This window comes from Sporolactobacillus sp. PKPK-6 (genome assembly GCF_056678885.1).
Map to the genome: position 1 here is coordinate 806702 of NZ_JBWXPA010000001.1, position 12572 is coordinate 819273.

A 12572-nucleotide genomic window follows, 5' to 3' on the forward strand; every position below is an offset into this window, starting at 1 on the left:
ATCCATTAAAGGAGCTGAACTTATGCTGCCCTCGCAAGCTTCTAAACTAGATAAATTGAAAACACTGCTGCACGGATACAAGAAAATAGCGATTGCATTCTCCGGCGGTGTCGACAGTACCTTTTTATTAAAAGTAGCTCAAGAAGAATTGCAGGATGGTGCCTTGGCACTAACCATTCAATCACCGACAGTCACCGAAGACGATTTAAAAGATGTTAAATCGTTTCTAAAAAACAATACTGTCAATTACAAAATTATTCAGATGAATCAACTTGAAAGAGCTGACTTTCGGCACAACTCAGCAAATCGCTGCTATTACTGCAAGGCGATGGAATTCAGCAGTATGTCCAAAGAAGCGCAAAAACAAGGCATCCATTGGCTGGCCGCCGGAATTAATCTTGACGACAAAGGTGATTTTCGACCCGGCATGCGTGCACTAAAAGAGATCGGTGTCGTCAGTCCGCTCAAGGAAGCGGGTATGACAAAAGAGGATATCCGCTTCTTCTCAAAGATGTATCATTTGCCGACATGGAACAAGCCGGCCAGCGCATGTCTTGCTTCACGTGTTCAATATGGAGAACACATTACTGAGGAAAAATTAAAGAAAATCAGCGCAGCGGAACGGGTTTTGAAAGAAATGAATATTCGTAATCTGCGTGTGCGTTATCATCACGGAAATATTGCAAGAATTGAAGTTGCACCGGAGGAACGCCAGATCTTCTTTAATACCGAAGTGATGGACCACGTGGCCGAACAGTTTCGCAAAATTGGATTTGCTTATACAACACTCGATCTGCAAGGTTATCGACGAGGCAGTTTAAATGAAACCTTAGATAATAAAACAAAAATCAAAGTGAGAATGAGTAGTCATGTATGAAGACAACTTAAGAGCCTTGTTGTCTCAAGTTAAAGACGGAACCATGGATCTTGACGAAGCAGCCGGACATTTAAAAACATTACCGTTCGAAGATCTCGGCTTTGCCAAAATTGACCATCATCGCAAGCTTCGCAACGGATTTCCTGAGGTCATCTATTGTGAAGGAAAAACAGTGAAACAAACACAGAAGATTGCCGATGTGCTTGCCCGAACAGGAAACACCGTTCTTGTAACACGCGCTTCGGAACAAGACTATCAAGGAGTATTGGAAGTTGTTCCTGAAGCCGTATATTACCGTGAGGCGCGCTGCATCGTCATTCATCCGTCGAAAACAAACACGTCAAACACGCATTATCTTGCCGTTGTCACCGCCGGGACTTCGGACATCGGGGTGGCTGAAGAAGCAGCAATAACTGCTGAAGCATTCGGCAACTCGGTAGAACGTATCTATGACGTCGGAGTTGCCGGCATTCATCGGTTATTCGCTCAGCTCGATAAAATCAGAAAAGCGGATGTCATTATCGTCATCGCAGGTATGGAAGGTGCATTAGCCAGCGTCGTCGGAGGTTTGGTTGACCATCCGGTCATTGCCGTTCCGACAAGTGTCGGATACGGTTCCAGTTTCAACGGTCTTGCTGCCCTGCTGTCCATGCTGAACAGTTGTTCCAGCGGCGTGAGCGTTGTCAATATCGATAATGGTTTTGGTGCCGCATATAGCGCCAACTTGATTATAAAAGAAATAAAGAATGGGTGTCAATCATGAAGGTTTTATACTTAGACTGTTTCTCCGGAATAAGCGGAGATATGCTTTTGGGCATGTTCATTGACTTAGGACTTGAAGAAACCTATCTGACCGAAGAATTAAAAAAAATGAATATGAGCGACTACACGATTCACTATTCAAAAAAACGAACAGGAGCCATTTGCGGCAGTGATGTAGATGTCGTACTTGCTCATGATGCCCATGATATGAAGCATCACCATGCTCATCATCGTAATTTATCAGACTGCTGTGAAATCATCAATGAAAGTTCTCTATCCAAATGGGTCAAGACGATGTCAGTACGTGTGTTTGAAGAAGTTGCTCAAGCAGAAGCCCACGTTCACGGCAAATCAATTGATGACGTGCATTTCCATGAGGTTGGCGCAGTCGACAGTATTATTGACATAGTCGGCACATTTATCGGTTTAGAAAAACTGGGTATTAAGAAGACTTATGCCTCGCCACTGCACGATGGTCATGGTTTCATTACCTGCGCCCATGGTCAAATGCCCGTTCCGGTTCCTGCCGTAGCGCAAATGCTCGCGTCAAGCAACCGAACGATTCCCTATATTCAAGACGATGTGGCAACTGAACTGATCACACCGACCGGAATGGCCATTATTAAAACCATCGCCAGCAATTTTGGAACCATTCCTGTGATGGATATTCAACGAATCGGATACGGAACAGGCAAACGAGATACAGGTCAAATAAATGCTCTGCGGGGTATCCTCGGTGAACAATTAAGAGCAGAGAAAAATACACAGGATGAAGTCGTTCTACTTGAAGCAAATATTGATAACCAAACAGGTGAAATGCTTGGCTACGCGATGAACCACTTACTGTGTAAAGGGGCTTTGGACGTCTATTATACACCAATATATATGAAAAAAAACCGGCCAGCATTTAAACTCTCTGTACTTGCGAAACCTGAAGATGAAGAAAAATTCTCAGAAATTATTTTCAAGGAAACGACTACCCTTGGCGTGCGCGTTTCTCATTGTCCGCGCTATAAGATGCAGCGAGAATTTATTCGGTTATCAACACCCTATGGCCAAATTCATGTCAAACATGCCACTCGAAATGCCGTTGAGAAATGGGCACCGGAATTTGATGATTGCGCTTATCTTGCTGAAGAAAAACAGGTTCCACTTTCTGCTATTTATGATGCAGCTCAACAAAGCATTCTTCAATTACAGAAAAGTTAAACCATGAGCACGATGTCCAAAAATTGACTCGTGCAAATAAAACTTAAAGAATATTGCAACGGAAGGAAAGATAACAAGATGACTTACTCATTAGCCGTTCGCTGTATTAGTGAACTCATCGGCACTGCAATTATGATCATTTTAGGAAATGGTGCCGTTGCAAACGTTGAATTAAAAGGGACCAAAGGCTACCACAACGGTTGGATGATTATTGCCGTTGGTTACGGTTTCGGTGTCATGATTCCCGTCATGATGTTCGGCCCGATCAGCGGCTGCCAGATTAATCCGGCAATCACATTGGGAACAGCTGTCGGAGGACTTTTACCATGGTCCGACGTGCTTCCCTATATTGTTGCCCAAATGATCGGGGCAATGCTTGGTCAGATCTTATTAATTTTTGCCTATAAACCCTTTTATGATCAAACGGATAATTTTCAAGCAATCTTAGGAACTTGCTCAACAATTTCAGCATCAGGAAGCCATTGGGATGGCTTTATTAATGAATTCCTTGGTACATTTATTCTTGTTTTTGGCGCGATGCTGATCAGTCATTCACCTGTATTGATTCATGAAGCAGGAGTCGCTCAGCTTGGGGTAGGATTCCTTGTATGGGCACTTGTTGCATCACTTGGAGGTCCAACCGGGCCTGGCCTAAATCCAGCACGTGATCTCGGGCCGCGTATTGTACATGCCCTTTTTCCCCTGCGACAGAAGGGTACTTCTGATTGGAACTATTCATGGATTCCTGTCGTTTCGCCGATTGTTGCTGCTATCTGTGCCGTTCTTCTTTTTAAAGGAGTCTATTAATTTCCATCTATACTATGTTCTATTTTTTGTCATGAAATGAGGCTTTTCCAATGAAACCAACTATTCAAATTCATCGGCACAGTGTCGTTTACATTATGACATGTATTCTATTCAATGTAATGAGTTTCGTTCTTTTCTTCATTGTATCAGGCTTTCATCCGGCAATGATGGGAGCAGGTTTCATTGCCTATCTACTTGGCTTGCGTCATGCATTTGATGCGGATCACATTGCAGCGATCGACAATACCGTACGCAAACTCGTTGAGCAGAAACAGGATTCTTCCGGGGTCGGTTTTTTCTTTTCGTTCGGTCATTCAACCGTGGTCATCATTATGTCCTTACTTATGAGCTTGTTTGTTCACTGGTCTCAAAAACAATTTGGTATCATCAGTCAAATTGGCGGCTTTTTCGGTCCATTTATTTCAGGGGTGTTTCTACTTTTGATTGCTACATTAAATTTAATGACGCTCTCAAATTTAATTAGAGTTTTTAGAAAAAGAGACACAGATATGATCAATAAAGAAATGACAGACGCAGCACCCTATGGATTTTTAACTCGGGTCTTCCATCGTCTCTTTCATTTTGTAAACCGTAGTTACCACATTTATCCAATAGGCTTTTTGTTTGGATTGGGCTTTGATACAACTACTGAGGTTGCTGTACTTGCTATATCAGTTGAAATGACAAAGGGATTCTTTTCAGTTCCGGTAATTCTTTCAATCCCTTTATTATTTGCGTCAGGCATGATTATTGTCGATACGCTGGATTCTGTCATGATGTCACGTGCCTACAAAATGGCGCTACTGAATCCCGCTAGAAAAATTATTTATAATTTAATCATTACAAGTTTGTCTGTCTCTGCAGCCGTGTCTATAGGCTTTATAGAATTGGGGCAAACATTCTCCAGCCTTTTTCAATGGAAGGGTTGGTTTTGGCATTTGATCCGTTCGTTAACTTTGAATTCAATCGGCTATTTACTTGTTTCGTTACTACTCACATCATGGTTGATCGCATTTATCCTTTGGCGGAAAGATAAAGCAATACTAAGACAATAGTCAAAAACAAATTGCTTTGCCTATACTGACGAGTATTTTTGTACCAAACTAAAAAGAATACAATACATTCCTTCATCGTACATACCATTGTGTATCCGGTAATTCATTTTAGACAAAACAAACATACGCCCCTACTCAAAAGACTCATCTTTTAAGTAGGGGCGTAATGCTTTAAATAGCTGAAATTAAATTCAAGCATGCAAATAAATCGGTGCTAATGATTCGAAAAATCAACAAAACAATTAATCAAAACGTTTTCCCTTGAACATATTTTTAATCATGACGAGCAGCATTGGCAAGAGCGACACAAATACGATCAACAGCATCATTAAAGAGAAATTGTCCTTAATGAACGGGATTTGTCCGAAGAAGAAACCGGCCATTAGGCCAGCCAATGTCCAAACGACACCGCCTAATATATTGTATAAAAGAAAAAATGGGTAATGCATGCGGCTTGCTCCTGCAATGAACGGGATAAACGTGCGGATGAATGGTGCAAAGCGGCCGAGAAATACAGCAAAGCCTCCATATTTATTGAAAAAATGCTGCGCTTTCTCCATTTTTTCTCTATTGATCAGTTTGTGAAAACGATTATGACTTTCCAGCGATTGGCCAATCTCACGACCAATCCAATAATTAATGGTATCGCCAAGTACCGCAGCAATAGCAATTAAAATCACGAGCAGCCAAATGTTGAGTTCTGTGCCGCTGTGGGCAGCGATTGCGCCGGCAGCAAACAGCAGCGAGTCACCCGGAAGAAACGGACAAATGACCAGCCCCGTTTCAATGAAAATTACAATAAATAAGATTGCATACGTCCATGCACCATATTGATTCACAATTTGGGTAAGAAATTGATCAATATGCAGAAAGACATCAATAAACCACGATACAGAATTCATCAACACGTCTCCTTAGATTTTTCTGTTTCAAACAAAAATAAAAAAATGTCTGTCGGCAAAGCTTGAACCTAAATTTCATCGTAACTTATTTTCTGTCATTAGAAAACCCCAATTTTCATTCTCACAATACTAATCAATGACTCTTAAAAATTTCTTAACAAAACCTGTGTTAAAAGATTATGTTGTTCATCACTTTTTTGGGCTCATTGAACAAAAAAAGCCCGAGATTAGAATCTCGGGTATCCAAACAAAATCAGCCGATTGCTTCTTTCATGAAGGCCGTGATCGTTTGTTCTTGTGAATCACTCAACGTTTTTCCGGTTTTCTTATCGATGAATGTCGGAACAGTCATAAATTGATACTTTTCTTTCAGCTGCGCAAACCGTTCTTCATCATCTTCACGCACGAACATTTCAATTTGATCATTGTATTTTCCGTCGAGCGCATGGTTCAGCACCATCTTCGCCCGATCACAATATGGACATACTGTTTTTGTTATCATCAATACTTTTTTTTCAGCCATTATGTTCACTCCCTTTTTTCTATTGTAACCAATGATCACTGATTCTGTCATGCAACCTGTTTCCTGACCATTGAACTGATCGCATATAAGAAAAATTGATGTATACTTAAGGCACAGCATTAATAATGGAGGGATTTTTAGATGAATCTGTTTGATGTAGATCAACCGGAAATGCTCAGTATCTCACCTGATCTCCGTCTCCGCAAATTCGACACGATCGTCCCCCAAGCTTCATCTTGGTACCAAGATGAAGAAACATTACGGCTTGTCTGCAGAAACAAAGCCGCACCATTTGATAAAGAACGTTTAAAACGGATGTATGATTACCTTGAGCAGCATGGCGAATTATACTACATTGAAGTTGCAGTAAACGGATTGTTTCATGCCATAGGGGACGTTACACTATGTCCTCATGATCTGCCAATCGTCATTGGCGATCCAGTGTATCGCGGCAAAGGAATCGGAAGTCAGGTCATCCGTGCATTAATAATGAGAGCAGTGAAACATGGAATGCAGGAACTCTATGTAGAAGACATCTATGACGATAATATCGGATCAAGGCGTGCATTCCAAAAATGTGGTTTCTCCGCATATAAAAAAACGCATTTCGGTCATTCATATCGGCTTTCCACAGCTTCGTTAACCATTTGCTGAATTCTATTGACAGTTCATGAGGCAAATAGTAAAATCATTCTTAATCCCCTGTAGATCAGTGGGTTTTATAGGCCTAATAAAATTATTCATCATTATTTTAAAGGAGAATCGAACAATGAGCAATCAAAAGAAATCATTTGGTGTTCGTGACATTGTACTCGTCGCACTGTTTGCCGCAGTAACGTACCTTGGCATCTCTGCTCTGAGAATCCCGCTTCCGGCAGCAGTCGGTGCACCATTCATTCATTTCGGAAATTCGCTTCTCGTACTCGCCGTCCTGCTTCTCGGAGGATTTCGCGGCGGTCTTGCAGGCGCTATCGGTCTCGGACTTTTCGATCTGCTCAGCGGCTATGCGTCAACAGCACCGGTAACCGTCATCCTCGCTTTTCTAGTCGCAGGCATCGTAAGCTTTGCCTTCCGCCTTCTGAAGCATGTTGACAAACCAGTGAATATCTTCGTTCTCGCTCTGGTTGCAGGTGCATCAAAAATTGTACTTGAGTTCCTGCACGGCTTGATTGAAAAACTGCTTCTCGGAAGTGCATTTGGACCCTCAGTGGTTGCTGCATTTACCAGTCTGCCGGCAACGGCGATTAATGCAGTCTCAACCGTGATTATCGTTACCGCTCTCTATTTCCCATTAAAGAAAGGATTGTCGGTTTTCGACTCAAACAAAGGAGTTTCCAAAATTTAATTAAACCGTGTATGATTAAGTTCGGACAGTTAATTGGTCCGAACTTTTTTATATCTGCACCTATTCTTACATTTAGGGAGAGTTCACATGAGCGCTCTGATTGAAACGAAGAACCTTCATTTTCAATATTTACATCATCAATCCCAAAACGAATGGATATTAAACGGGATTGATTTGACTATTCGAAACGGAGAATTCATTGCTATTCTCGGATCAAACGGATGCGGAAAATCAACGCTTGCCAAGCATTTCAACGCATTGCTGACGCCTTCAGATGGTACGGTACTTGTAAACGGCAGGGATACAAATGACGAGAAAAACCAATTCGAGATCAGAAAAACGATCGGAATGGTATTCCAAAATCCCGATAATCAATTAATTTCAACAATTGTTGAAGAAGATGTAGCCTTTGCGCCGGAGAATCTTGGTATAGCGCCTTCAGAAATTCGCAGTCGCGTAAATTGGGCACTTGATGCTGTTGATATGCTTGATTACAAAAGGCATACCCCTTTTAAATTATCAGGAGGTCAGAAACAGCGCGTTGCAATCGCAGGAATTCTTGCGATGCGACCACAGTGCATTGTCCTTGACGAACCGACATCAATGCTGGATCCAAAAGGCCGCTCCGATGTGATGAAGACCATTTGCCGACTTAATCGTGAATTGGGTATCACAATTGTGCTGATCACACATCACATGGAGGAAGCTGCACGAGCGAAACGAGTGATTCTGATGGATCAGGGACAAATTGCATCGGATGATACGCCTGAAAATACATTCGAGCAAATCGAACTCTTAAAGAAGCTGAAGCTGGATGTCCCGCAAATTACCGAATTAACCCATCGCATGCGACAGCAGGGCATCCTTATTCCCAAACGAATGGTTCAAATCGACCAATGCGTGGACGCCTTGGCTGCTGCTTTGGAGGAACGTTATGGCCATTATTGAGCTTAGGACAATCAGTTTCCGTTATGGCGCCGGCACTCCATTTGAGAAGCAGGCGCTCCAAAACATTTCTTTATCTGTTGACCGTGGTGATTTTATTGGCATCATTGGTCATACCGGTTCTGGAAAATCAACGTTAATTCGTCACTTTAACGGATTACTCCGCCCCGATTCCGGACAAGTCCTCGTAAACAACGAGGATATTTGGAAAAATCCAAGACAAATTCGCTCCGTTCGTTTTCAGATCGGACTTGTCTTTCAATATCCGGAAACTCAAATCTTTGAAGATACTGTCGCTCAAGATATTGCATACGGACCAAAGAATATGGGGCTTGATCAAGAAACGATCAATCAGCGCGTTCTTGAAGCTCTGCATTTTGTCGGTCTAGACGATTCGTATTTGGATCGAAATCCGTTTCGAATGTCGGGCGGAGAGATGCGGCGTGTCGCAATTGCCAGCGTCATGGCGATGAAACCGGCGGTGCTAGTGCTGGATGAACCGACGGCCGGGCTGGACCCTGAAGGACGCCGCAACCTGCTTAAACACATAGAACAGTATCGTCGGAAAACAAATACGGCCATTATTATGGTTTCTCATAGTATGGAAGATATTGCTGAACATGTGCAGCGAGTGCTTGTCCTTGATAAAGGAAAGACCGCTTTTGAAGGATCGGTGCCCTCAGTTTTTGCTCATGCAGATGAACTGATGCAGCTCGGTCTTGACGTCCCGCAAATGACTAAAGTTCTGCTTGGTTTGAAAGCGAAGGGATACTCTGTCGACACCTCTGCTGTTACGATGGATCAAGCGGAGCATGAGCTTTTGAGACTATTTGAAAGGAAGGATCATGAATGACGCGCGATATTACTGTTGGCCAATTTCTTCCCGGCCACTCACTCTTGCACCGACTTGATCCGCGGACAAAAATTGTCCTAACCTTTGTTTTTATTATTCAAGTTTTCATATCCAGAAGTGCGCTGAGCCTATGCTTTCTTATTTTCGTGCTCGGATTTCTGATTACCTGTTCTCATGTACCGGCAAGGAAAGTGTTTCGAGCCGTACGACCAATGATTCCAGTCATTGTCTTCACGGCTTTGATTAATATTTTCTACGTCGACGGTGATCCTGTATTTCACTATTCATTTATTCGGATTACCGACAAAGGTTTATTTGTGGGGTTTACATTACTTGTCCGCTTAACCGCGCTCATTGCCGGATGCTCGCTGATTACATACACAACCTCGCTGAACGCGCTCGCTGCAGGGCTTGAACAGCTTCTAGCTCCGCTTAAACGATTCCATTTTCCGGTTAATGAGCTTTCAATGACTCTATCGATCACGCTCCGTTTTCTGCCGACGATCGCGGAAGAATTTGATCGAATTATTGATGCTCAAAAAGCACGCGGTGCTGATTTCAGCAACGGAAACCTGATAAAAAAAATCCATGCCTATTTTCCAATCATACTCCCTTTGTTCATGTCCTCCTTCAGACGTGCATTCGAATTGACTAATGCAATTGAATGTCGCTGTTATCAAGGCGGGAACGGACGAACAAAGATGAATGTACTCAGGCTGTCTCGATTGGACGTTCAAGCGATTGTCTTTTTTTGTGCTGCTTTTGGCCTCTCCATCGCTTTCAATCTGTTTTTTCCGTCATTCTTCTAAGCATTCGTGATAGGACATTGAAATCGATAATTGGTACATTCGCCCTCCCAAAACCGGAACTGCATACATATAATGCAGTATCCGATTGATGAGGGGGTGTTTTCATGGGCTGTCCAGATAAAGGCGGTGCCAGCTGCGGTAGCGGAATCGGCAACGGCTTTGCTTTGCTCGTTGTACTGTTCATTTTGTTAGTTATCGTTGGTGCTGCATTCTGTTACTGATCCGTTTGAGTTCTGAAGCGACTCATCCATCCGGCACCTGTTGATGCCGCAGTCTCTAGTTAAATGCATAGCCTCCTGAAAAAGAGCGTCCGTACTGTGGACGTTCTTTTTTTGCACAATCACAATCAGAATGTATGTATCAAACAGCCCAACTTCAGATATCTTCATACGCCGTTCGCTGCACATCTGCATTTCATGTCTTCAAAAAAGTGAAGCAAGGATCCCAACGTATTCCTTCAATGCCGTGAACGCAACACCGCCGTTAGATGGAACAAACTGCCCGGGATACAGGAAAACCTTTCTGCTTTCCAAGTAATCAGTCGGGTAAGCTGTGACGTGCATGCCCTGCTTATTAAAAATCAAAACGGCGCGCGGCATATGGAAAGCAGAGGTAACTAAAATAGGTCTGCGAAAATGAAAACGTTCAAGCAATTGTTTCGTCTTCTTGGCATTCGTTTTCGTCGTGATGCTTTTCTTTTCCACGATGATCTTGTCCTTCGGCACACCAAGCGCAATCAGCTGTCGTTTGCCGATCTCCGCTTCAACCCCACTATCCGGATAAACCTTCCCTCCTGATAAAATAATCGGCAGTTTTGTTTGCCTGTACAGTCTGTATGTAGTAAGCAGCCGATTCGCTGCGTTTCCGGAAAGCTGCCCGCTTCCATTCATGTCGGGGGTGTCGAGCGTTGCCCCGCCTCCTAGCATGACAATCACATCTCCCCTTGGCACAGTCGGCGGATGATAACGTTCTTCAAGAGGATGCACAAGCAGGATCCCGGTTAGCGGAATAAAGGAAAGATACATAAAGAGCGTTAAACCGCCTGTGAGATATGCAGATTTTCGCTTTTTTCGAAACAATTGAAAACTAAATGCAGCAAGCAATGTTACAAATAAACCTGGCGGCAGCAAAAAACCGTAAATAAATTTAATGACATACTCCATGCTTCACCTCTCCGATCAGATAATCTGGATTCATTCTTCTCTATAGTAATTGATGATAACTTCTTGAAAAAAGAGCATACTGAAAAAATTGAACGAAGCCTTAATTTAATCGTTTACTTGATGAGTACGTCTCACCCGCATTGGATTCCCTTTGTATTCAGCTCTCGGCTGCTATCTTGCGCGTTGTTTTCTTCATATCGTCGGTGAAAACGCTGATTGTTCCTTTGTAGTACTCTGCACAAAAGACATCATCAACAGAGTCAATCCCCTGTTTTAGAAGCAGGTCTTTAAGCCACTGTTCATCTTTTTCCAGCAAATCCAGCATATCATAATCAATCGATCCTTCTGCAACAAGGATAATCCCAAGCCGGTCGCTATCTTTTTTTAAAACCGTTAAATGACCGTTTTGCTCCACTTGAGCCCTTCGTACTTCCTGTATGGTGTAAACATCTTGCATACGCAGCATTGTTGAAAAATCAGAGACAGACAGATTTGCTTTTTTAAAATTTTCCGGGATCATCTTGCCCTTATTTATAACGATGATTGGATCTCCGTCAATCCACTTACGTACCTCGCTGTTTTTCGATTTGAGAATCCGTGTTGTGATAATCAGTCCGGACCAAATCAGAAGTACAATCAAAAATTGCAATATCGTGATATCGGGATTATAAATCACACCACCGATAATCCCGCCTAATACATAATTTTGAATTTGATCCGCTGCCGACATCGGAGCTAAGTTTCCTTTACCCGACATATTTATGAAAATAATCAAGCATATGAATCCGATGACAAGCTTTACTGCTACATCCATGTATGAAAACATGTCTTTTCCTCCTTTATTTATCGACCATTTTAATAGCCGTACCATTTAGAACATGAATTTGCTCCAGCACATAATGAGCCGGATCATCCTCGTTATGCTCTAATCGAAAAAAGTTTTTGCCCACTTTGTATAACATAATCTCTTCAGGAGTCATATGATTGGTATAAATCTGATTTACAGGAACGTCCAGGTCTTTTGCCAGCTGTTTCATTTCGTTCAGTACTCCGCGGTATTCAGACTGTGTATGCTCCTTATTTACCCAATCATTGACTTGGATGCCGCCAAGCAGGATTAAGAGTACAAGAAGGAGAACACTGATCTCTTTATACTTATAAGGCATACGCTTTATTCTGAATCTTAATATCAAGAAGAGCAGGGCAAGAAAAATTGCTGCCATAAAGGCAATTTGCACATAAACAGCTGTGTCCGTCTGACTTTCTATGTAGTGGTAGCTGTAAAAATTCAAGAATATCATCCCTTTATGTTATAGAAGAAT

Annotated in this window: 16 protein-coding genes; 11 read left to right on the forward strand and 5 right to left on the reverse strand. The window is 42.4% G+C overall.

Annotated features, from left to right (window positions below; translation table 11 throughout):
• Positions 1–22: 22 nt before the first annotated feature.
• The 5 genes from larE to AC1MBV_RS03880 all read left to right on the forward strand — a co-directional run bounded on the left by larE (position 23) and on the right by AC1MBV_RS03880 (position 4710).
• Positions 23–877, forward strand: coding sequence for an ATP-dependent sacrificial sulfur transferase LarE (gene larE / locus AC1MBV_RS03860; RefSeq protein ID WP_255746866.1), 855 nt, complete (start codon positions 23–25; stop codon positions 875–877).
• The gene (gene larB, locus AC1MBV_RS03865; RefSeq protein ID WP_480947542.1) at positions 870–1640 is read left to right on the forward strand and encodes a nickel pincer cofactor biosynthesis protein LarB; all 771 of its coding nucleotides are present in this window, start codon (positions 870–872) and stop codon (positions 1638–1640) included. The genes larE and larB overlap by 8 nt, the downstream gene beginning before the upstream one ends.
• Positions 1637–2848 carry a nickel pincer cofactor biosynthesis protein LarC gene (gene larC, locus AC1MBV_RS03870; RefSeq protein ID WP_480947543.1) on the forward strand — a complete coding sequence of 404 codons (1212 nt, stop codon included), beginning with the start codon at positions 1637–1639 and terminating at the stop codon, positions 2846–2848. The genes larB and larC overlap by 4 nt, the downstream gene beginning before the upstream one ends.
• A gap of 78 nt (positions 2849–2926) precedes the next feature.
• Positions 2927–3655 (forward strand): MIP/aquaporin family protein, encoded by a 729-nt coding sequence (locus AC1MBV_RS03875; RefSeq protein ID WP_480947544.1) that lies wholly within the window; start codon positions 2927–2929, stop codon positions 3653–3655.
• A gap of 50 nt (positions 3656–3705) precedes the next feature.
• Positions 3706–4710: a HoxN/HupN/NixA family nickel/cobalt transporter gene (locus AC1MBV_RS03880; protein WP_480947545.1), complete on the forward strand. Its 1005-nt coding sequence runs from the start codon at positions 3706–3708 to the stop codon at positions 4708–4710.
• 242 nt (positions 4711–4952) lie between these two features.
• Here AC1MBV_RS03880 and AC1MBV_RS03885 read toward each other — a convergent pair whose 3' ends face one another.
• Both AC1MBV_RS03885 and AC1MBV_RS03890 read right to left on the reverse strand, forming a co-directional pair.
• A complete protein-coding gene (locus tag AC1MBV_RS03885) occupies positions 4953–5612 on the reverse strand; it encodes a VTT domain-containing protein (RefSeq protein WP_255746859.1) in 660 nt (219 codons plus the stop codon).
• Positions 5613–5865: 253 nt separating this feature from the next.
• A complete protein-coding gene (locus AC1MBV_RS03890) occupies positions 5866–6114 on the reverse strand; it encodes a glutaredoxin family protein (RefSeq protein ID WP_480947546.1) in 249 nt (82 codons plus the stop codon).
• Positions 6115–6276: 162 nt separating this feature from the next.
• Between AC1MBV_RS03890 and AC1MBV_RS03895 the strand changes: the two genes are divergently transcribed.
• From AC1MBV_RS03895 to AC1MBV_RS03920, 6 genes are all read left to right on the forward strand, one after another.
• The gene (locus AC1MBV_RS03895) at positions 6277–6789 is read left to right on the forward strand and encodes a GNAT family N-acetyltransferase (protein WP_480947547.1); all 513 of its coding nucleotides are present in this window, start codon (positions 6277–6279) and stop codon (positions 6787–6789) included.
• Positions 6790–6904: 115 nt separating this feature from the next.
• The gene (locus AC1MBV_RS03900) at positions 6905–7480 is read left to right on the forward strand and encodes an ECF transporter S component (RefSeq protein WP_255746856.1); all 576 of its coding nucleotides are present in this window, start codon (positions 6905–6907) and stop codon (positions 7478–7480) included.
• An 87-nt stretch (positions 7481–7567) separates the two neighbouring features.
• Complete coding sequence (locus AC1MBV_RS03905) at positions 7568–8428, forward strand: energy-coupling factor transporter ATPase (RefSeq protein WP_480947548.1); 861 nt, start codon at positions 7568–7570, stop codon at positions 8426–8428.
• Positions 8415–9278: an energy-coupling factor transporter ATPase gene (locus AC1MBV_RS03910; protein ID WP_480947549.1), complete on the forward strand. Its 864-nt coding sequence runs from the start codon at positions 8415–8417 to the stop codon at positions 9276–9278. The genes AC1MBV_RS03905 and AC1MBV_RS03910 overlap by 14 nt, the downstream gene beginning before the upstream one ends.
• On the forward strand, positions 9275–10087 hold the full coding sequence (locus AC1MBV_RS03915) for an energy-coupling factor transporter transmembrane component T family protein (RefSeq protein ID WP_480947550.1): 813 nt from the start codon (positions 9275–9277) through the stop codon (positions 10085–10087). The genes AC1MBV_RS03910 and AC1MBV_RS03915 overlap by 4 nt, the downstream gene beginning before the upstream one ends.
• A gap of 104 nt (positions 10088–10191) precedes the next feature.
• Positions 10192–10308: a YjcZ family sporulation protein gene (locus tag AC1MBV_RS03920; protein ID WP_255746849.1), complete on the forward strand. Its 117-nt coding sequence runs from the start codon at positions 10192–10194 to the stop codon at positions 10306–10308.
• A 201-nt stretch (positions 10309–10509) separates the two neighbouring features.
• Here the strand turns inward: AC1MBV_RS03920 and AC1MBV_RS03925 are convergent, their stop codons facing one another.
• From AC1MBV_RS03925 to AC1MBV_RS03935, 3 genes are all read right to left on the reverse strand, one after another.
• Positions 10510–11250 carry a YdcF family protein gene (locus tag AC1MBV_RS03925; RefSeq protein WP_255746848.1) on the reverse strand — a complete coding sequence of 247 codons (741 nt, stop codon included), beginning with the start codon at positions 11248–11250 and terminating at the stop codon, positions 10510–10512.
• 157 nt (positions 11251–11407) lie between these two features.
• Positions 11408–12076: a DUF421 domain-containing protein gene (locus tag AC1MBV_RS03930; protein ID WP_480947551.1), complete on the reverse strand. Its 669-nt coding sequence runs from the start codon at positions 12074–12076 to the stop codon at positions 11408–11410.
• A gap of 13 nt (positions 12077–12089) precedes the next feature.
• Positions 12090–12542, reverse strand: coding sequence for a DUF3290 family protein (locus tag AC1MBV_RS03935; protein WP_255746846.1), 453 nt, complete (start codon positions 12540–12542; stop codon positions 12090–12092).
• Positions 12543–12572 lie beyond the last annotated feature (30 nt).